This window comes from Actinoplanes sp. M2I2, assembly GCF_023544445.1.
In the GTDB taxonomy this organism is placed as follows: domain Bacteria; phylum Actinomycetota; class Actinomycetes; order Mycobacteriales; family Micromonosporaceae; genus Actinoplanes.
On the sequence record NZ_JALPVJ010000012.1, the window covers coordinates 143,681 to 162,660 of the forward strand.

Here is an 18,980-nt window from a genome sequence, read left to right on the forward strand (position 1 = left end):
ATCTCACGCTATGACACTCGGCGGCGTATCCACCAGAGGCAAAATGCGGACAGTAGCCCTGCCGTGACGAGCAGCAAGCCGAACTCGCGCCACTGCAGGGCCCAGAAACGATCGGACGGGATGTATTCGATCTCCGAGACCAGACCCTGCTGAGCGAGCCAGGCGTGACACTCGTCCGGGCCGCCCGCACGGCCGCAGGCGGTGGGATCGACCGGACCCGAGTACTCCCGGCCGTCCGGGCCGACGGTGACGTTGCTCAGCACCCAGGCGCTCCGCTCGGGCGCTGTCAGCTCGATGTGGACCTGGTTGGCTTGGTTGATCCAGAGCGACGCGATGCGTTCGGCGTCGAACCCCGTGCTGCTGGTGGCCGGCGCGACCAGGTGCTCGCGGTACCCGTACGGGGCGGCGAGCTGGGACAGCACGACGAAGACCAGCGTCAGCGCCATCGCCACCAGCAACCGGCGCGTCAGCATGCCGATCGCCAGGCCGCCCACGAAGGCCAGCAACGCGTACCCCATCGGGACGACGCCGCGCGCCGAGAAGAGCAGCGGCGTGACGCGGCCGAAGTCGCCGGCCCGGTCGATCGGACCCGCGAACCAGGTCACCACCAGGCTGAGCAGTCCGGCCGCCAGGATCGCCACCGCGCCGATCCCGGCCAGCTTGACGGCCAGCCACCGGCCCCGCGAGACGGTCTGGTTCCACACCAGCCGGTGCGTGCCCGACTCGAACTCGCGGGACACCAGCGGCGCCCCCCAGAAGACCCCGATCAGCGCGGGCAGCAGCAGCACAGCAGCCGACCCGACCAGATAGACCGCGAAGTAGGCGCTGTTGCCGACCTCGGACTTGAAGGCATCCAGGGCCGTCTCACAGGCGCCGGTGCACGCGGCCATACCCGTGTCGCGATAGACGTCGAAAAGGCCCGGTGCCGAGACGAGCAGGGCCACCGCGATCGCGGCGACGAGGGCGGCGATCACCCAGGCCTGAAGCCTGAACTGCCGCCAGGTCAGCCAGATCATCGCTTCTCCAGTACGCGGTCACGGCCGGACGAGCCGGCCTCGGACATGTAGGCGAGCACCAGGTCTTCCAGGTCCAGACCGTCGACCGACCACGACGGGTCCTCGATCGGCGCGCTGCTCCGCACGACCAGCGTGGACTGCACGTCGGTGTGGCTGGCCGCGACCACGTGCCGGCCGGGCCCGATCGTGTCCGGGTCGCGGCGGGCGCCACTGAGCCGGTGATGGGTGCCGAGCAACTCCTCGACCTCGCCGGTGACCCGGACCCGCGAGGCGACCAGGACGATCAGGTAGTCGCAGACGCGTTCGAGGTCGGCGACCAGATGCGAGGACATGACCACACTGGTCCCGTTCTCGGCCGCGTACGCCATCAGGCCCTGCAGGAACTCGCGGCGCGCCAGCGGGTCGAGGGCGGCCACCGGCTCGTCGAGCAGCAGCAGCTCGGGTCGCTTGGCGATGGCCAGCGTCAGGGCGAGCTGGGCCCGCTGGCCGCCGGAGAGCTTGCCGGCCCGCTGCCGCGGGTCGAGTCCCAGCTCGGCGATGCGCCCGTCGGCCAGCGACGCGTCCCAGCGGGGGTTGAGGTGGGCGCCGAGCCGCAGATGCTCGGCGACCGTCAGGCCGGCGTAGACGGGCGTGTCCTGCGCGACGAAGCCGACGCGCGGCGACCCGCTCTGCGGCGGCGCCCCGAGCACCGAGATGTGGCCGGCGGTCGGGCTGAGCAGGCCGCAGATCAGCTGCAGCAACGTGGACTTGCCGGCCCCGTTCGGGCCGACCAGGCCGACGACGTGGCCGGCCGGGATGTCGAGGGTGCAGTCGGTCAGCGCGGTGCGCCGGCCGTAGTTCTTGGTGAGGCCTTCGATGGTGACGACGTCACTCATCCCCTTCGCCCCGCTCTCTCTTCCGAAAAATCGCGAAACGTGCTGAGAAGAAGGGCCTCGACATCCTCGTCGTCGAGGCCGGCCTTGCGGGCCCGCTCGAACCACTCGGTGAGCTCCTGGCGCAGCGGCTCGTGCGCGGCGCGGCTGTCGTCGTCGCCACCCAGGGTGCTGGTGACGAAGGTGCCGATCCCGGGGCGGGGCTGCACGAGCCCCTCGTACTCCAGCTCGCGGTAGGCCTTCAGAACCGTGTTCGGGTTGATCGCCACCTTGGCGACCACGTCCTTGACCGTGGGCAGCCGGTCGCCCTCCTTGAGCAGCCCCAGCCGCATGGCGTGCCGCACCTGCTGCACCAGCTGCAGGTAAGGCGACACCCCCGACCGGGAGTCCAGATGGAACTCGATCATGCGCGTACCGCCATTCAACTAGTGTCCTAGCACAATAGCGTTGCACCACTCCGGACAGTCAACCCCTCGACCGGTCGAATATGGATCGACGGCGAGCGCGGGAGCGGTCATCATCGGCCGGTGACCGAACGATTTCCGGAAGTGCGGGCCGCCTTCGACACGAACCTGGCGAGCGGCGAGGACCTGGGCGCGTCTTTCTGCGTGACCGTGGAGGGCGAGACGGTCGTGGACCTCTGGGGCGGATTCGCCGACGAAGCCCGGACCCGGCCCTGGCGCCAGGACACGGTGGTCGGGGTGTACTCGACCACCAAGACCATGACCGCCCTGACCGCGTTGCTGGTCGCCGACCGCGGTGACCTCGACTTCCAGGCGCCGGTCGCCCGCTACTGGCCGGAATTCGCCGCCGCCGGCAAGGCGGACGTCACGGTCGCGCACCTGATGAGTCACTCGGCCGGGCTGTGCGGCTGGCGCGAGCCGATCACCCGGCACGACCTGTACGACTGGGAGAAGGCGACCGCGCTCCTGGCCGCCCAGGAACCGTTCTGGAAACCCGGGACGGCGTCCGGCTATCACGCGATGACCCAGGGATACCTCGTCGGCGAGGTGATCCGGCGGATCACCGGGCGGTCGATCGGCACGGTGTTCCGCGAGGAGATCGCCGTACCGCTGGGCGCGGACTTCCACATCGGCCTCCCCGCGTCCGAGGATCACCGGGTCGCCGACCTCGTCGCCCCGGCCGGTGAGGCGCCGATGGGCGGCGCCGGCAGCAGCGAGCTGCAGATCAACGTGGCGACCAACCCCGCTCTGGACGTTCAGGTCACCGGGACCAGGCAGTGGCGGGGCGCGGAGATCCCGGCGGCCGGTGGCATCGGCAACGCGCGGGCCGTGGCCGGCGTCCACGCCGTCCTGGCCAACGAAGGCACGGTGGGCGGACGGCGGTTCCTGTCCGCGGCGGGCTGCCGGAAAGCGCTGGAACCGCAGGTCGAGGGGGTCGATCTGATCCTGGGGGTGCCGATGCGGTTCGGGCTGGGCTTCGCGTTGAACACCGGCTTCCTGCCCCACCCGAACACGCTGTTCTGGGGCGGCTACGGCGGCTCGCTGGCCGTCATCGACCTGGACGCGCGTACCTCCATCGCCTACGCGATGAACAAGATGTCCGGTACGACGACGGGTGACTTCCGGGCGTTCGGTCTGGCCACGGCGTTCTGGGAGGCCTCGCCGGGCTGACGTGGTGTGTCAGGGCGCCGCGGCCGGCTTGCGGGCGAGGAGGAGCTCGAAGCGGGGGCCGCCGTCGAGGACGCGGGCGGCGACGGGCAGCGGGGCCGAGCGTACGGTGAAGCCGGCCGCGGTCAGGTCGGCCCGCAGCGCCGGGATCGGGCTGGTCCGGTAGTACATGACGAACGGCGGGCGCCACACCGCGTTGCGGACCCGCATGACCACGTCGAAGCCCAGCGTCACCCAGTGCGCCGGCGAGGTCAGCGGCGGCGGCACGCCGACGACCAGCGCGAAGAGCCCGCCGGGACGCAGCGCCCGGCGGATGCCGTCGAAGAGCGCGGGCCGCTCGGCCGGCAGGAAGTGCCCGAGCGCGCCGAAGGACACCGCGAGGTCGAACCCGTCGGCGAAGGGCAGCGCCCGGGCGTCGGCCCGCACCAGCGTGGCGCCCGGGTGGGCCGCCCGGGCCTGCGCGAGCATGCCGGCGCTGAAGTCCACGCCCGTGCGGCGGCCCTCGCACAACGGCTCGAGCACCGTCAGACCGGCGCCGGTGCCGCAGCAGACGTCGAGGCCGGCCTCGAACGGGCCGAGCCCGGACAACGCCTCGACGGTGGCGTCGAGCACGCTCGCCGGCGTCCGGAAGGGGGTGTGGTCGAACTTGGGGGCCAGCAGGTCGTAGCCGCGCTCGACCGACGACAGCGCCTGCACGGTCAGCTCACGCAGCGACGGACCCCGGGGCGAGAACACCGGCCGAGCGTACCGGCCGGGCGCGGTCCGGGCGACAATGCCGGGATGTCACTGAGCAGCAGGCCGGCCACGCGCGACGACGTGGAAGTGTTGCGGGACCTGATCGACCGGGCGATCGCCGAGTTGTCGAAGGAGTTCCTGACCGACGAGCAGATCCGCAGCAGCGCGCGCCATGTACACCCATCCGGCCTTCGTGCGGCGCGGGGTGGGCCGGATGATCCTCGGGCTGTGCGAGCGCGCGGCCGCGGCCGCCGGGTACACGCGGCTGGAGCTGATGGCGACCCTGGCGGGCGAGCCGCTGTACCGCAGTTACGGCTTCGTCGAAGTGGAACGGATCGAGGACGCCCGTGGGGGCGCCCCCGTCCCGATCGTGCGGATGGGCAAGAGCCTCACCAGTTGACGGCGATGTACTTCGACTCGAGGTACTCGAGCAGGCCCTCGTGGCCGCCCTCGCGTCCGATGCCGCTCTGCTTGACCCCGCCGAAGGGCGCCGCCGGGTCGCTGACCAGGCCACGGTTGAGGCCGACCATGCCGGCCTCGATCGCCTCGCTGACCCGCAGGCCGCGGGACAGGTCGCTCGTGTAGACGTACGCCACCAGGCCGTACTCGGTGTCGTTGGCCAGCCGCACGGCCTCGTCCTCGCCGGTGAACGTGACGATCGGCGCGACCGGGCCGAAGATCTCCTCGCGCAGGATGGCCGCGTCGGACGCGACACCGGTGAGCACGGTCGGCGGGTAGTAGAAGCCGGCACCGGCGGGGCGGGCGCCACCGGTCTCGGCCTTGGCCCCGTCCTCCAGCGCCGCCCGGACCAGGGAGTCGACCTTGGCCACGGTGTCCTCGTTGACCAGCGGGCCGACCTGCGTCGACTCCTCGGTGCCGGGACCCACCCGCAGCTGCGACATGCGCGCGGCCAGCCGCTGGGAGAAGTCGGCGGCGATCGACGACTCGACGTAGAACCGGTTGGCCGCGGTGCAGGCCTCGCCGCCGTTGCGCATCTTGGCGATCATCGCGCCCTCGATGGCCGCGTCGAGGTCGGCGTCGGCGAAGACCAGGAACGGCGCGTTGCCGCCCAGCTCCATCGACGTGTTCACCACGCCCTCGGCCGCCTGCGCGAGCAGCAGGCGGCCGACCTCGGTCGACCCGGTGAAGGACAGCTTGCGGACGCGGGCGTCCCGGAGCATCCGGCCGACGACCTTGCCCGAGCTGCGCGACGGCAGCACGTTGACCACGCCGGCGGGTACGCCCGCCTCGGCCAGGATCGCGGCCATGGCCAGCGCCGTGAGCGGGGTGTCGCTGGCCGGCTTGAGCACGACCGTGCAGCCGGCCGCGAGCGCCGGACCGATCTTGCGGGTGGCCATCGCGGCCGGGAAGTTCCACGGCGTGACCAGCACGCAGACGCCGACCGGCTGGCGGGTGACCAGGATGCGGTTGGCCCCGGACGGGGCGGTCGCGAACTCGCCCGCCCCGCGGACGGCCTCCTCGGCGAACCAGCGGAAGAACTCGGCCGCGTACGTCACCTCGCCCTTGGCGTCGACCAGGGCCTTGCCGTTCTCCAGGCTGATCAGCTTGGCGAGCTCGTCGGCCCGCTCGGTCATCAGCTCCCAGGCCCGGCGCAGGGCCTCACCACGCACCCGCGGCGGGGTGGCCGCCCAGGCCGGCCCGGCCGCCGCGGCCGCGTCGACCGCGGCGATCGCGTCGCTCTCGCCGCCGTCGGCCACCGAGGCGAGCACGTCGCCGGTGGCCGGGTCCAGAACGTCGAAACGGTTCCCGGACGATGCGGGGACCCACTTGCCGCCGATGAAGAGTTCAGTTTCCACGTCCCCAGCATGGTCCACGTCGCTTTTCACCGCCATGGTTGTGGGTACGCCGGGCCGCATGACGTTCTTCGGGCAGCCCCGGCCTCTCGCCAACCTCTTCGGCGTGGAGCTGTGGGAACGGTTCTCGTTCTACGGCATGCAGGGCATTCTGCTGATCTACCTGTACTACGAGGCGTCCCGCGGCGGCCTGGGCATCGACGAGGGCACCGCCACCAGCATCGTCGGGGCGTACGGGGGCTCGGTCTATCTCGCCACGGTGATCGGCGCGTGGCTGTCCGACCGGCTCTACGGGCCCGAGAGGGTGCTGTTCGGCAGCGCTGTCCTGGTGATGGCCGGGCACATCGCGCTGGCCGTCCTCCCCGGCATCCCCGGTGTGGCGGCCGGTCTGGTGCTGGTCGCGCTGGGCAGCGGCGGTGTGAAGGCGACCGCGACCACCCTCGTCGGCCTGCTCTACGAGCCGGGCGACGAGCGCCGCGACGCCGGTTTCTCGATCTTCTACCTCGGCATCAACCTCGGCGCGTTCGCCGGGCCGCTGCTCACCGGCCTGCTGCAGTCGGAGGCCGGCTTCCACTGGGGCTTCGGCCTGGCCGCGGTGGGCATGGCCATCGGCCTGATCCAGTACGCCGTCGGCCGCAAGGGCCTGCCCCCGGAGGCGCACGAGATCGCCAACCCCCTGCCCGCCTCGCGCCGCCCGCTGGTGTTCGGCGTGGCCGCCCTCGTGGTCGTGGTCGTGGCGCTGCTCGCGCTGACCGGGGTGGTCCGGGCCGATTGGCTGTCGAACATCGTCGTGGCGCTCAGCATCCTGGCCGCGATCGCCTACTTCGTGGTGATCCTCTCCAGCCACCGGATCAGCGACGTCGAGCGGCGGCGGGTGCTGGCCTTCATCCCGATGTTCATCGCCAGCGCCGCGTTCTGGTCGCTCTACCAGCAGCAGTTCACGGTGGTCACGATCTATTCGGACAAGCGGCTCGACCGGAATCTGTTCGGCTGGGAGATGCCGGTCTCCTGGGTCCAGTCGATCAACCCGGTCTTCATCATCATCCTGTCCGGGGTCTTCGCGGCGATCTGGACCCGCCTCGGGGACCGCCAGCCGTCCACCCCGGTGAAGTTCGCCGCCGGCACCGCCATCATGGGTCTGGCCTTCCTGCTGTTCCTGCCGTTCGCGGGCACGGCGAGCGTGCCGCTGCTCGGGCTGACCGGCATCCTGCTGGTCTTCACGATCGCCGAGCTGCTGCTCTCCCCCGTCGGCCTGTCGCTGACGACCAAGCTGGCTCCCGAGGCCTTCCGGACGCAGATGGTCGCGCTCTTCTTCCTCTCGGTAGCCCTGGGCACGGCCCTGTCGGGCACGCTGGCCGGCTACTACAGCGAGGACCACGAGGTCCCGTACTTCGGCATCCTGGGCGCGATCGCCATCGTGCTGGGCGGCGCGCTGCTGGCTCTGGCGCCCCGGCTGCGCCGCCTGATGGGCGGGGTGAGGTGACGCGCGGCGGCGGGTAATCTCGGCCGGATGGAACTGCGGTTCTCCACGCGCCGGTCGGATTCGCCGTGGGTCGAGACGGTCTGGACCTGCACCAGTGAGCGGGTCGCCGAGATGACCTCCGTCGCCACCGCGTGCTGGGGTCTGGTGTTCTGGCGCTGGGACGGCCGGGCGTACGCCAGTGTCACCGGACCGGAGACCGCGACCGGCGTGGCGCCGGTCCCGGAGGGCGCCGCCTTCGTCGGCATCGACTTCGCCGTGGGGACGTCGCTGCGGGTGCTGCCGGCGTCGTCCCTGGTCGACGGCGGGCTGGAACTGCCCGACACCACCCGGACGTCGTTCCGGCTGGACGGCGCCCGCTGGGATACCCCCGGCCCGGACGACGCCGAGGCTCTGGTCGCCCGGCTCGTCCGCGCCGGCGCCGTGGTCCGCGACCCGCTCGTCACCGGGGTGCGCCGGGGCCAGAGTCCCGATGTCTCGGCCCGCACGGTCGAGCGCCGCTTCCGCGCGGCGACCGGGCTGGCCCAGGGCACCGTCCGGCAGATCGAGCGCGCCCGCCGGGCGTCGACGCTGCTGGCCCGGGGCGACCAGGTCGCCGATGTGGTCACCGGGCTCGACTACTTCGACGAACCGCATCTGGCCCGCGCGCTGCGCCGGTACGTCGGGCGGACGGCGGCGCAGCTGCGCGGGGGCGCCGCCGGTCCGATCGCCCTCGACCTGGATCAGCCGACGTCGTAGATCACCTTCAGGACACCGTTCTTGTACGCCTCGGACGACCGCAGCGTCAGCCGCCGCTTGTCGTTGTCGGCCCGGCTGAACAGGCTCTTGCCCGCGCCCAGCAGCACCGGGAAGACCAGCAGGTGGTAGCGGTCGATCAGACCGGCCTCGGACAGCCGGCGGGCCAGCTCGGCGCTGCCGTGGATGAAGATCGCGCCGCCCTCGCCCTTCTTCAGCTCGGCGACCTCGTCGGTGGAGCGCAGGATCGTCGTCGCGCCCCACCCCTCGACGACGGCGTCCTCGGGCAGCGTGGTCGAGACGACGTACTTGGGCAGGTCCTTGTAGGCGACGTGGTCCTCCGAATCGCGCCAGAAGGGCGCGAACGCCTCGTAACTCGTCCGGCCGAACATGAGCGCCGAGGTCTCCTCGAGCTCCTCCGACTTGAGCGAATACACCTCCGGCAGGAACTCGATGTCCTTGAAGACCCAGCCGCCGCTGCGGTGGCCCTCGACCGGGCCGCCGGGCGAATCCACGACGCCGTCGAGCGACGTGAAAGCGGTGTAGACAAGCTCGCGCATCTTGCAACTCCTCCAGTGCGGGGTGACGTGACCAGACTAAGAAACGAGCCTGCGGCCGTCTTGGACGAAAACGACATCGGCGGCCTGGGGCCACGAGCCGCGGATTGGCCCCTCGGCGGTGCGGGCGCCGGCTTTACGGTGAGCGGCATGACCGTGGGTTTCATCGGGCTCGGCGTGATGGGACGGCCGATGGCGGCCAACCTCGCGGCGGCCGGCACCGACCTGATCGTCTGGAGTCGTACGGATCGCGGGGACACGCCGGCGGGCGCCACCCGGGCCGCCGGGCCGGATGAGGTGTTCGACCGGGCCGGCACCGTGTTCCTCATGCTGGCGACCGAGCAGGCCGTCGACGCCGTGCTCCCGGCTGCCCTCCCCGGCAAGCTGGTCGTCCACATGGGCACGACCAGCCCCGAGTACTCGGCCGGGCTGGGTGCCCGGGTGGAGGCCGCGGGCGGGCGCTACGTCGAGGCTCCGGTCTCCGGCTCCCGCGGGCCGGCCCGGGCGGGCGAGCTCATCGCCATGATCGCCGGAGACCCGGAGGACCTGTCCCGCGTACGGCCGCTGCTCGCGCCGATGTGCCGGCAGGTGGTCGACTGCGGGGCCGTTCCCGGCGCGCTGCTCATGAAGCTGGCGGTCAACACCTTCCTGATCAGTATGGTCACCGGGCTGGCCGAGGCCTTCCATTTCGCCGAGGGGCACGGGCTGGACGCCGGGCTGCTGCGGCAGGTGCTCGACGCGGGGCCGATGGCCAGCGCCGTCTCGCGGGGCAAGGCCGGCAAGCTGGTCGACGCCGACTTCGAGGTGCAGGCGGCGATCCACGACGTGCTCAAGAACAACGAGCTCATCGTCGCGGCCGCGCGCCGCCGGGGCATCGCGTCGCCGCTGCTCGACACCTGCCGCGACCTGTACGCGTCGGCCGCCGCCCGCGGTCACGCCGAGGCGGACATGGCGGCGGTGGTCCACGCCTTCCGGGAGCCGGCGAAATAGGACGTATCTGGTGGGTCACGCCGGGCTGCGGCGCCCACGCGATCCACCCGGCACGCCCTAAGCTGCGCTGGTGGCGAAGTACTTTGATGTGCACCCGGACAATCCGCAGGCCCGTTCGATCCGGCAGGTGGCCGACATCGTCCGGGCGGACGGGCTGATCGCCTATCCGACCGACTCGTGCTTCGCGCTCGGCTGCCGGATGGGCAACAAGGACGGGCTGGACCGCATCCGCGAGATCCGGCACCTCGACGACCGGCACCACTTCACGCTGATGTGCCGCGACTTCGCGCAGCTGGGCCAGTTCGTGCAGATCAACAACGCGGCTTTCCGGCTGGTCAAGTCGGCGACCCCGGGTCCGTACACGTTCATTCTGCCCGCCACCAAGGAGGTGCCGCGGCGGTTGCTGCACCCGAAGAAGAAGACGGTCGGCGCGCGCATCCCCGACCACGTCGTGGCCCAGGCCCTGCTGGCCGAGATGGGCGAGCCGCTGGTGTCGAGCACCCTGTTGCTGCCCGGCCAGGACGAGCCGATGACGATGGGCTGGGAGATCAAGGAGGCCCTCGACCACGCGGTCGACGCGGTGGTCGACTCGGGCGAGGGCGGCGTCGAGCCCACGACCGTCGTCGACCTTTCCGGCGGTGAGCCCGAGATCCTGCGGGTGGGGGCCGGCGACCCGTCCCGCTTCGCCTGAGCCTCAGGAAGACAGCGCGCCGTCGGCGCCCAGGGCGAGGATGGCCAGCTGACCGCGGTGGTCGGTGGCGGTGAGGCGCTGCTCGTCGAGGCGTTGCAGGGCGGCGATGCCCGCGCCGAACTCGCCGGCCGTCGTCGGCCCCACCGGCGGGCCGGTCCAGTCGACCGTCCAGGAGTAGAGGCGGAACTCGTACGACGCGGCGACCACCACGGTCGTCTCGGCCGTGCCGAGCAGGGCCACCGTGCGCACCGGTTCGGGCGCGCGCAGCGTGATGCCCCGCTCCACCTCGTAGGTCGCCGGGTCGAGCCGGGCCACCCGGACGGCCTGGTGGGCAGCCGAGACGACGACCCGGTCGGCCAGCGCGTCGATCGCGCCGACCCGCAGGTCGTGCTCGACGACGACCCGGCGGTCGCCCGGCGGGCCGGCGGTGACGACGCGGCCCTCGGCGGCCAGCACGCCGTCGCGGAACGGCCGGGTCGGGGCGGGCAGCGCGGGCAGCGACAGGCCGGGCGTGAGCGAGGTGCCCGAGGTGGCGTCGAGCAGGTAGGGCCGCCCGGCGAACGTGGCGGTGGCCAGCACCGGGCCCCCGACGGCCAGCGAGCGGGTGCGGATCGTCGGGTCGGTGAGCCGCCACACCGGACGGCTCGACGGGTCGATGGCGAACACGGCGCCGTCGTACGCGCCCGCGAGCACGTGCCGGCCGTCGGTCGACCAGGTGATCGAGCGCAGCGGGGCGTCCCCGGCGCGGATCGTCCGGATCGGGTCGAGGTGGGCGTTGCGCAGCTCGATGGCGCCGTCGCGGCGGGCCAGGGCCAGCGTCGAGGCGTCCGGCGACCACGCGCACGCCTCGACGGCGGGCGCCGCGCGACCGGCCAGCGGGACCCGGTCCTGGGCGAGGTCGCGGACGGCCACGAAGCCGCTGCGGCCCACGGTCGCCACCAGGCCGGCGCTGCTCACGTCGAGGCCGACGCAGTCCTCGATCTCGCCCAGGTAGGTCGGGCCGAAAGCGTGCCACACGGCCGCGCGGCCGTCGGCCAGCCGGCAGAGCAGATGCTGACCGTCGGGCATCCAGGAGACACCGGTGACCGCGGCGGGGTGACCGCCGAGAACGTTCATGAGGTACGGCGGACGGTCGTCGACGACCCGCCAGACCGCGGCCGCGCCGTCGGCCGAGCCGATGGCCAGCAGATCGGAGGCGCCCGGATTCCAGGCCGCGGCCAGCACCGCCGACTCATGGGCAAATTCGGTCACGGTCTGGGGCCGCGAGGGGTCGCTGGTTTCCACGACGGTCACCGCGCCCGCCTGGGTGCCACTGGCCAGCCGCCGGCCGTCGGCCCGGAACGCAACGCAGTTGACCGGCGCGGCCGGCGCCGGAGCGCTCCCTGTTGTCACGCGACATATGCTGGACACCAACGCGCAACGAGTCAATACCGTAATCGGTCCTGAGCGTTCGGTCAGGAGACGGGCAGCAGCCGCAGCAGCCCCGGTCGCCGGGCGGGCAGCGGGCCGACCGCCTGATCGATCGCCTCACGCAACCGCTTCTCCTCCCCGGCCCGGTCGCGGTGCCACGCCGTGCCCCACACGCGGTGCAGCCGCCAGCCCAGTCCGGTGAGGATCTCGGCGCTGAGCCGGTCGCGGTCGCGGGCCGCGCCCAGCGAGCCGTAGAGCGGTCCGTCGCACTCGATGCCGAGCAGGTAGCCACGGCCGGGCGTGGGGTGGCGCACGCCGACGTCGATGCGGTAGCCGTCGCCGCCCACGCCGGCCTGCGCGTCGTACCCCCACGACCGCACGGTCGCCAGCACCGCCGCCGCGAGCGGGCCGGGGGCGACGGGCCGGGGCTGCACGGCGGTGAGGCCGCGCTCGGCGAAATCGAGGTACGCGGCCAGGAGGCGTACACCGGGATTGGGCGACTCCGGGATGTCCCGCGAGCGGACCGACGAGATGATCTCGACGCGGCGCCGGGCCCGGGTGATCGCGACATTGAGCCGGCGCCAGCCGTTGGGCTGGTTGAGCGCGCCGAAGTTGCTGCTGATCCGGCCGTGCTCGTCGCGGCCGTACCCGACCGAGAAGATCATCACGTCGCGCTCGTCGCCCTGCACCGACTCGAGGCTCTTGACGAAGAACCCGGTGAGCCGGTCGCCGCCCAGCAGCCGCTCGAGGCCCGGGTGACGGGTGGCGGCCCGCTCGACAGCCGACTCGATCGCCTCGGCCTGGGCCACCGAGAACGTCACCACCCCCAGCGACAGCTCGGGCCGGGTGGTCAGGCAGGTGACGATGCGCTGGGCCACCTTCTCGGCCTCCTCCGGGTTGTCCCGCGCGCCGCCGCGGCGATAGACCCCCGCGGCCGGGACGAACTCGACGCCGTTCTCCGGGTCGGCGTCCGCTCCCGGGAACGTGAGCAGGCGACCCTGATAGAAGCGGTGGTTGGCGAACGCGATCAGCGCCTCGTGGCGGCTGCGGTAGTGCCGGCCGAGGCGGAGGACGGGGAAGGCGCCGCAGCCCTCGGCCAGTTCGAGCACGGACTGGAAGTCGTTGACGTCGGTGCCGTCGTCCGCCTCGGCCCGCGTCGAGAAGAACGAGGTCGGCGGCAGCTGACGGTCGTCGCCCGCGGCGATCAGCGACGTCGCGCGGTAGACGCAGTTGACCGCGTCGGCCGGGGCGATCTGCGACGCCTCGTCGAAGATCACCACGTCGAAGGTCAGGTCGGGCGGCAGATACTGGCTGACGGCGAGCGGGGACATCAGGAAACACGGCTTGGCCGACTGCACCGTCGTGCGGGCGCGGTCGATCAGCTCCCGGACCGGCAGGTGCCGGGACTGTTTCATGCCCTCGCGCCGCAGCAGCGCGACCTCGTCGGGCACCGGCGACCGGCGGGCCTCGATCGCCGCGCCGATGGCGGCGGGCGCCTCCCGCGTCAGGGCGGCGTCGAGACGGCGGAACTCCTCGACGAGGCGGTCGTGCTCGGGGCCGCCGACGGGACGCAACCGCTCGTCGTCGCGGATGACGGCGTCGCCCCAGGCGGTGAGCAGCGCCCGCTCGACGGCCGGGCCGATCTGCCCGGCCGGCAGCTCGAGGCCGGACGCGACGGCGGCGTCGCCGAGGATGTCCCGGGCGTGCTGGTAACCGAGCCACTCGTCCTGGCCGGTCTCGTCGTCGAGCAACCGCGTCAGCAGGTCCCCGTCGTAGTCGTCGAGCTCGGCGGCCAGCTCGGCCCTGCGGCCCGGGGCGAAGGCCGCGACGACGGCTTCCCGGGCGTCGACCCATTCCCGTACGCGTCCGGCCAGCTCACCGGCGCCGTCGACGCGCAGGCCGGCCTGCGCACCGGTCAGCGGCGCGTCCGCTCCGGAGCCCAGCCGGCGGGCCACCTTGGCCCAGGCCACCGCGTCGACCAGGTCGCCGGCGTCCACGGCGGCGGGCCCCAGGGCGGCTGCGGTCGCGCCGGCGTCGGCGGTGAGGGCGGCCTCGCGGTCGGCGGCGGCGCGGCGCAGACCGGCCAGGCGCCGCGCCTCGGCCAGATCGATCGGCCGTCCGGTGGCCCGGCCGAACTCCGGCAGCACCGCGGCCGCCTCGGCGAAGGGTCCGGCCTGGGCCCGCCGCTCGGCCGCGGCGCCGAGCAGCGTGGCGGCCGGCGGCCCCCAGGCGGCGAGCGTGCGGGCCCGGGCGCCCAGCCGGACCAGGGCGGGGTCGGGCGCGGGCCGGCAGATCTGGTCGGCCACGGCCGGCCGGGCCTCGGGCGGGCTCAGCCTCAGCAGGTCGCCGGCGGTCCGCAGCGCCTCGTCGATCGCGGCCTCGCCCCGCCGGTAGCGGCCGAGCAGCGGCGCGTACCGGCGCTCGGCCGCGGCCCGCTCCCGCAGCGCCCGTTGCCAGGCCACGGCCGCGCCGAGGTGGGCGACGGCCTCGGCCGGCGGCACCGTCGGCAACGCGTGAGCGGCCACGGCGTCCCAGTCCCGGCGGTACGCGGGAAGCAGCTTGCGCAGCCCGCGGTGCTCGTGGGTGAGCCGGTCGGCGAGCTGCTCCACCGGCTCGTCCACGATCGCGTCGAAGAACCAGCGCCGGCACTCCGCCCCGGACACGGCCACGTCGGCGGCGCACCGGTGCAGCACCGCGGCCGCGTCGGCGACCCCGGCGAGCACCCCCGGCCCGAACCAGTACGGCTCGGGCCGGTTGCCGCGCCCGGCCAGCTCGGCCAGCGCCGCGAAGCGGGCCAGATCGGCGAAGGTGACCGGGGCGGGCAGGCCGAGGCGGGCGGCGACCGGACCGGCCGCCACGCGCAGCTCGTCGAGGGCGTCGGCCTCCGCCGTGGCACGGCGGGCGGCCAGGTCGGCGGCGGCCGCGGTGAGCGTGCCCTGGTCGAGGGCGGGCAGGTCCCGGTCGGGCAGTTCGTGCCACTCGACGCCGGCGGCGACGCGCACGGCCGCGCGGGCCTTGTCGGCGTCGGCCAGCAGGCGGCCCCGGCGTTCGGCGGCGCGCTCGATCGGCTCCAGGCCGGGCGCGGTCAGCCAGGCGTCGTCCACCGCGGGCGGCCGGTGGGCCAGGTGGGTGACCAGCGCGGCGAGGGCCACGGCGTCGGCCGGGCGACTTAGGGCGTACGCCTCGGCCACGTGCGCGTACGCCTCGGTCTCGTCCCGCAAGGCGCGAAGGGCGGCGGTGGCCCGGTGCAGCGTGTCCCGGAGAGGTCGCGGCTCGGTCACCTCACGCCAGACGGGGCGGTCGGTGACCGCCGCGCGACGGCACCGGCCGAGCTCCTCGGCGGCCTCGAGCGTGCGCCGCAGGCTGTCCGGGGTGAGGGCGTGCGCGTCGGCCGGGAGGAGCAGTTCCGGCTGATCACCGAGACGCGCGCAGTCCCCCAGCACCTCGTGGAGGGAGCGGCCGAGAGGTTCCCGGCGCTCGTTCATGGCGATGGCGTAGGCGTCCAGCCGGTCCCGCACCTCCCTCAGCCGGTTGCGGTCGACCACACCGTCCGGCTCGGCCTGTTCCGGCGCGGCGGGCGTGCTCGGTGCCGGAGCGGCCAGGGCGTCGGTGAGGGCGCGGGCCACCTCTTTGCGGGTCGCCTTGTGGCTGTGCAGTTCCAGCAGGTAGGGCTCCAGGCCCGCGGCGGCCAGCCGGTTGCGCACGACGTCGAGGGCGGCGGCCTTCTCGGAGACGAACAGGACGCGCTTGCCGGCGTGCAGCAGGCAGCCGATCAGGTTGGCGATCGTCTGGGACTTGCCGGTGCCGGGCGGCCCGTCGAGCACGAAGCTCTGCCCGGACAGCGCCGCTTCCACGCAGGCCCGCTGGGTGGCATCCGCGTCGAGCACCAGCGGCAACTCGTCGCCGTCCACCGCGACCGTGCCATTCTCGGCGACACGCCGCTCGACACGCCCTCCAGTCAGGACGCCAGGCTCGCCGGCGAGGGCCCGCACCAGCGGGTGGGCCACGATGCGCGACTCGTTGTCGAGCAGATCGCGGTACATGGCCTCCTTGTGGAAGCTGAAGCAGGCCAGCAGCACGCCCTCGTCGACCGGCCAGCCCCGATTGCTCACCGCCGCGCTCAACGCCTCCAGATAGCCCCGTGCGTCGAGCTCGGCCACCCCGTCCAGCCGGGGCATCGTGATGCCCATCCGGCGCAGCCGCAGGGCCAGCGCCGGGTTCACCACCGGGTCGTCGTCGCGCCCCAGCAACCGGGGCTGATCACCCGGGCCGCGCGTGGTCAGCTCGACCGGCACCAGCAGGACCGGGCTGGTGAACGCCGCGCCCTCCTCGTCGCGCCACCGCAGCGAACCGATCGCCAGGTGCAGGGTGGCCACGCCGCGGTCGAGGAGTTCCTGACGGGACCGGCGGAGCAGGCGCCGCAGTGTCGTGCCCAGCACGACCGGGGTCAGGCCGGTGCGGAACAGGCAGCCGGGCGCGGGCTTGGCCCCGCCGGGGAGGAACCCGAACGGCCGTCCGCCCCGGAGCGCGGCGAGGATGTCGGGGGCGGCCGGTCCGGCGATCTCCAGGCTTCCGGCGCCGGGGCGCAGGTTGAGCAGGCGGTTGCCGGCGTCGAGGTTGACCAGGCCGTCACGCCAGGCGCGGACGGCGGCTCTCGGCGTTTCGGCACCCATAGCCCCAATTGCACCAAGCCGAGCAGCGGTCCCGCTGGGATTCAGGCGTAATGCTCTTCATCGGCCTTGCGGTAGTCGCGGATCTCGTCGAAGCGGCCCGCCTCGGCCAGTCGCACCCACGCCGGGTTGCCGAGCAGCACCCGGCCGAGCGCCATCAGGTCGTACTCGCCGCGGGCCCGCCGGTCGAGGAGCTCGCGCATCCGGTCGGAGCCGGCGAAGTCGCGGGTCAGCCCGATCGAGCCGACGGTGATCGACGGCAGGCCGGTGAGGTGCCGGGCCCAGCCGGCCAGGTTCCGGTCGCTGCCCTCGAACGCCGGCTCCCAGAAGCGGCGCTGGGAAGCGTGCAGGACATCGGCGCCGGCCACCCGGAAGCCGTCCAGGATCACGCCCAGCTCGGCCGGCGTCGCGGCGATGCGGGCGCCGAAGTCGCGCTCCTTGAACTGGGAGAACCGGACGATCAGCGGCATGCACGCGGGGATCTCGGCGCGGACGGCCCGGACCACCTCGGCCGGGAAGTCGCGGTGGTGGCCGCCCGGGTTGGTGACCGGCCACAGGAACTCGTCGAGCAGGTAGCCGTGCGCGGCGTGCACCTCGATCGCGTCGAAGCCGGCCCGGACGGCTACCCGGGCCGCGTCGGCGTACGCCCGCAGGAGGGTCTCGAAGTCACCGCCGGACATGGTCCCCGGCGTCCACAGGGCCGGTTCCCGCTGGCTGCCCAGGTGCCACAGCTGAGCGGCGATCCGTCCGCCGGCCGCGTGCACCTCGGCGGTGACGAGGCGCCAGCCGGCCTCGGCCGCGCCCTCGGTGAGCCGCGGCACGTCGCGCTGGTGACCGGCGCTCGGGTGGTCGACGAGCACGCCCTCGGTGATGATCAGGCCCACCCCGTTCTCGGCCCGGCGGCGGTAGTAGGCCGCGACCTCGGGCGTCGGCACGCCGTGGGGCGAACGCTCGCGCGTCATCGGGGCCATGACGAAGGGGCTGGTCAACGACAAGCCGGCGACGGTGACCGGCTCGACGAGAGCGGTTGTGGTGGTCATGCGGTCAGGCTAAAACTTGACATCAGTGTGAGGGTCAAGTCCCGGTGAGGAAGGATGCTCCGATGAGGATCGGCGACCTGTCCGCGGTGACCGGCGCGAGCGCCCGGTCGCTGCGCTACTACGAGGAGCAGGGGCTGCTGTCCAGCACCCGCAGCGGTGGCGGTCAGCGCCACTACCCGGAGTCGGCGGTCGAGCGGGTGTCGCTGATCCAGGCGCTGCTGGCGGCCGGGCTCACCAGCACGACCATCACCGATGTGCTGCCCTGCATCAGCAACGAGGCGATCCGGACGCCGTGGCTGGCCGACCGGCTGACCTCGGAACTCGATCGGGTGAACCGGCAGATCGAGGACCTGCACCGTACGCGTGACATCCTGGCCGATCTGGTCGAGCGCTACCGCGTGTCGTAGCCGGTCTCAGGAAATCGCCAGTCGCGTCACAGCCTGCACTGGACTTGGCGACCTACCGTGGTAGGTACCAGCCGAGGAGGTCACATTGAGCGGTTCCGTCAAGAGGTTCCTGCTGTCGATGCTCGCGTCGAAGTTGCAGAAGCGGGCTCACCATGGCGGACACAACGCTGTCGCCAACGGGCTCCTGCGCGAGGTGAACAACCGGATCGCCCGCTCGCAGGGCCACGGCCACCACCCCGGCGCGTACGGCCAGGGCGGCTACGGGCCGGGCTACGGCCAGGGCGGCTACGGGCCGGGCTACGGTCACGGCGCCTACGGGCCGCCGCCTGCGTACGGGCATCACGGTCATTACAAGCACCACGGTCACTACCGCCACCACGGCCACTACAAGAAGCGCCGTCCCTGGTAGGACCCCCAGCTAGGGCCGTCCGTCCGTTGTCCCCCGGCTTCGGACGGGCGCGCCCTGGAAGCGGCCCCGGCGCGCCGCGCCAGCGCGCGCCGGGGCACAAAGCGGCGAGCGTGCCGGCGCCCGGAGCGGCCCGGCTACAGATCGATCAGCTCGACCGAGACGGTGGCCACGTCGCCGACCTCGAGCTTCTGCGCCTGACGGACGGCCCGCTTGATCGGCAGGACGTAGGCCCCGTCACCGCCGCCCGGAAAGATCGACGTCTGCCAGTGACTGGTGCCCACCGAGGCCTTCACGCGCACCGACCCGAAGCCGCGCCGCAACCCCTCGGTCCGGTCGCGGATCTCGTCGGACGCCTCGACCGGCAGACTGACGAACGTCCAGCTTTCCGTCTTGCGCGCTGCCCACAGCCACAATTCGCTATCGAAGTCGACGACCATGGCCCGAGCATGGCACGAGGGTCTGACACTTGGCCGCCGCGAGCCGCGAGCCGCGAAGTAGCGTGGGGACGACACTCCTGAGGAGG

The 18,980-nt window shown here is 73.0% G+C and carries 18 protein-coding genes; 8 read left to right on the plus strand and 10 right to left on the minus strand.

The features are described from left to right. Positions 1-8 precede the first annotated feature (8 nt). From HJC40_RS25320 to HJC40_RS25330, 3 genes are read right to left on the minus strand one after another with little or no spacing between them, the layout of a single operon-like run. Complete coding sequence (locus HJC40_RS25320; RefSeq protein ID WP_250004152.1) at positions 9-1,016, minus strand: ABC transporter permease; 1,008 nt, start codon at positions 1,014-1,016, stop codon at positions 9-11. Then, on the minus strand, positions 1,013-1,891 hold the full coding sequence (locus tag HJC40_RS25325; protein ID WP_250004154.1) for an ABC transporter ATP-binding protein: 879 nt from the start codon (positions 1,889-1,891) through the stop codon (positions 1,013-1,015). Before HJC40_RS25325 ends, HJC40_RS25320 begins: the two co-directional genes overlap by 4 nt. Beyond that, a complete protein-coding gene (locus tag HJC40_RS25330; RefSeq protein ID WP_250004156.1) occupies positions 1,888-2,295 on the minus strand; it encodes a GntR family transcriptional regulator in 408 nt (135 codons plus the stop codon). Before HJC40_RS25330 ends, HJC40_RS25325 begins: the two co-directional genes overlap by 4 nt. 120 nt (positions 2,296-2,415) lie before the next feature. Here HJC40_RS25330 and HJC40_RS25335 point away from each other — a divergent pair, with 120 nt between their 5' ends. Then, positions 2,416-3,522, plus strand: a complete 1,107-nt coding sequence (locus tag HJC40_RS25335; RefSeq protein WP_250004158.1) for a serine hydrolase domain-containing protein — start codon at positions 2,416-2,418, stop codon at positions 3,520-3,522. 9 nt (positions 3,523-3,531) lie between these two features. On the opposite strand, the gene HJC40_RS25340 is transcribed toward HJC40_RS25335, so the two are convergent. Next, a complete protein-coding gene (locus HJC40_RS25340; protein ID WP_250004159.1) occupies positions 3,532-4,254 on the minus strand; it encodes a class I SAM-dependent methyltransferase in 723 nt (240 codons plus the stop codon). Between the two features lie 172 nt (positions 4,255-4,426). On the opposite strand from HJC40_RS25340, the gene HJC40_RS25345 reads away from it, so the two are divergent. After that, positions 4,427-4,654 (plus strand): GNAT family N-acetyltransferase, encoded by a 228-nt coding sequence (locus HJC40_RS25345; protein ID WP_250004160.1) that lies wholly within the window; start codon positions 4,427-4,429, stop codon positions 4,652-4,654. Here the strand turns inward: HJC40_RS25345 and HJC40_RS25350 are convergent. Then, positions 4,644-6,071, minus strand: a complete 1,428-nt coding sequence (locus HJC40_RS25350) for an NAD-dependent succinate-semialdehyde dehydrogenase (RefSeq protein WP_250004161.1) — start codon at positions 6,069-6,071, stop codon at positions 4,644-4,646. The two genes, HJC40_RS25345 and HJC40_RS25350, sit on opposite strands and share 11 nt — an antisense overlap. A 58-nt stretch (positions 6,072-6,129) precedes the next feature. Between HJC40_RS25350 and HJC40_RS25355 the strand changes: the two genes are divergently transcribed. Together HJC40_RS25355 and HJC40_RS25360 are read left to right on the plus strand one after the other, a co-directional pair. Beyond that, positions 6,130-7,551: a peptide MFS transporter gene (locus tag HJC40_RS25355; protein WP_250004162.1), complete on the plus strand. Its 1,422-nt coding sequence runs from the start codon at positions 6,130-6,132 to the stop codon at positions 7,549-7,551. A 27-nt stretch (positions 7,552-7,578) separates the two neighbouring features. Beyond that, entirely contained in the window at positions 7,579-8,286 is a 708-nt protein-coding gene (locus HJC40_RS25360) for a helix-turn-helix domain-containing protein (RefSeq protein WP_250004163.1), read from the plus strand. Here HJC40_RS25360 and HJC40_RS25365 read toward each other — a convergent pair. After that, on the minus strand, positions 8,271-8,843 hold the full coding sequence (locus tag HJC40_RS25365) for a dihydrofolate reductase family protein (RefSeq protein WP_250004164.1): 573 nt from the start codon (positions 8,841-8,843) through the stop codon (positions 8,271-8,273). The two genes, HJC40_RS25360 and HJC40_RS25365, sit on opposite strands and share 16 nt — an antisense overlap. A 27-nt stretch (positions 8,844-8,870) precedes the next feature. Here HJC40_RS25365 and HJC40_RS25370 point away from each other — a divergent pair, with 27 nt between their 5' ends. Together HJC40_RS25370 and HJC40_RS25375 are read left to right on the plus strand one after the other, a co-directional pair. Then, positions 8,871-9,830 (plus strand): NAD(P)-dependent oxidoreductase, encoded by a 960-nt coding sequence (locus HJC40_RS25370; protein WP_308200946.1) that lies wholly within the window; start codon positions 8,871-8,873, stop codon positions 9,828-9,830. Between the two features lie 70 nt (positions 9,831-9,900). Then, positions 9,901-10,521 carry an L-threonylcarbamoyladenylate synthase gene (locus HJC40_RS25375; protein ID WP_250004166.1) on the plus strand — a complete coding sequence of 207 codons (621 nt, stop codon included), beginning with the start codon at positions 9,901-9,903 and terminating at the stop codon, positions 10,519-10,521. Between the two features lie 3 nt (positions 10,522-10,524). On the opposite strand, the gene HJC40_RS25380 is transcribed toward HJC40_RS25375, so the two are convergent. The 3 genes from HJC40_RS25380 to HJC40_RS25390 all read right to left on the minus strand — a co-directional run bounded on the left by HJC40_RS25380 (position 10,525) and on the right by HJC40_RS25390 (position 17,641). Then, positions 10,525-11,913 (minus strand): WD40 repeat domain-containing protein, encoded by a 1,389-nt coding sequence (locus HJC40_RS25380; protein ID WP_250004168.1) that lies wholly within the window; start codon positions 11,911-11,913, stop codon positions 10,525-10,527. Positions 11,914-11,975: 62 nt separating this feature from the next. Next, complete coding sequence (locus HJC40_RS25385) at positions 11,976-16,604, minus strand: DUF4011 domain-containing protein (RefSeq protein ID WP_250004170.1); 4,629 nt, start codon at positions 16,602-16,604, stop codon at positions 11,976-11,978. A gap of 41 nt (positions 16,605-16,645) precedes the next feature. Further along, positions 16,646-17,641: a 12-oxophytodienoate reductase gene (locus tag HJC40_RS25390; protein WP_250004172.1), complete on the minus strand. Its 996-nt coding sequence runs from the start codon at positions 17,639-17,641 to the stop codon at positions 16,646-16,648. A 62-nt stretch (positions 17,642-17,703) separates the two neighbouring features. On the opposite strand from HJC40_RS25390, the gene HJC40_RS25395 reads away from it, so the two are divergent. After that, a complete protein-coding gene (locus HJC40_RS25395) occupies positions 17,704-18,048 on the plus strand; it encodes a MerR family transcriptional regulator (RefSeq protein ID WP_250004174.1) in 345 nt (114 codons plus the stop codon). A gap of 85 nt (positions 18,049-18,133) precedes the next feature. Continuing rightward, on the plus strand, positions 18,134-18,457 hold the full coding sequence (locus HJC40_RS25400; RefSeq protein WP_250004176.1) for a hypothetical protein: 324 nt from the start codon (positions 18,134-18,136) through the stop codon (positions 18,455-18,457). A gap of 134 nt (positions 18,458-18,591) precedes the next feature. Here the strand turns inward: HJC40_RS25400 and HJC40_RS25405 are convergent, their stop codons facing one another. Then, on the minus strand, positions 18,592-18,894 hold the full coding sequence (locus HJC40_RS25405; RefSeq protein ID WP_250004178.1) for a DUF1905 domain-containing protein: 303 nt from the start codon (positions 18,892-18,894) through the stop codon (positions 18,592-18,594). Positions 18,895-18,980 lie beyond the last annotated feature (86 nt).

Coding starts and splice junctions, on each gene's coding strand:
- HJC40_RS25320 (WP_250004152.1), bottom strand. CDS start 1,016: ATGATCTGGCTGACCTGGCGGCAGTTCAGGCTTCAGGCCTGGGTGATC.
- HJC40_RS25325 (WP_250004154.1), bottom strand. CDS start 1,891: ATGAGTGACGTCGTCACCATCGAAGGCCTCACCAAGAACTACGGCCGG.
- HJC40_RS25330 (WP_250004156.1), bottom strand. CDS start 2,295: ATGATCGAGTTCCATCTGGACTCCCGGTCGGGGGTGTCGCCTTACCTG.
- HJC40_RS25345 (WP_250004160.1), top strand. CDS start 4,427: ATGTACACCCATCCGGCCTTCGTGCGGCGCGGGGTGGGCCGGATGATC.
- HJC40_RS25355 (WP_250004162.1), top strand. CDS start 6,130: ATGACGTTCTTCGGGCAGCCCCGGCCTCTCGCCAACCTCTTCGGCGTG.
- HJC40_RS25360 (WP_250004163.1), top strand. CDS start 7,579: ATGGAACTGCGGTTCTCCACGCGCCGGTCGGATTCGCCGTGGGTCGAG.
- HJC40_RS25365 (WP_250004164.1), bottom strand. CDS start 8,843: ATGCGCGAGCTTGTCTACACCGCTTTCACGTCGCTCGACGGCGTCGTG.
- HJC40_RS25385 (WP_250004170.1), bottom strand. CDS start 16,604: ATGGGTGCCGAAACGCCGAGAGCCGCCGTCCGCGCCTGGCGTGACGGC.
- HJC40_RS25390 (WP_250004172.1), bottom strand. CDS start 17,641: ATGACCACCACAACCGCTCTCGTCGAGCCGGTCACCGTCGCCGGCTTG.
- HJC40_RS25395 (WP_250004174.1), top strand. CDS start 17,704: ATGAGGATCGGCGACCTGTCCGCGGTGACCGGCGCGAGCGCCCGGTCG.
- HJC40_RS25405 (WP_250004178.1), bottom strand. CDS start 18,894: ATGGTCGTCGACTTCGATAGCGAATTGTGGCTGTGGGCAGCGCGCAAG.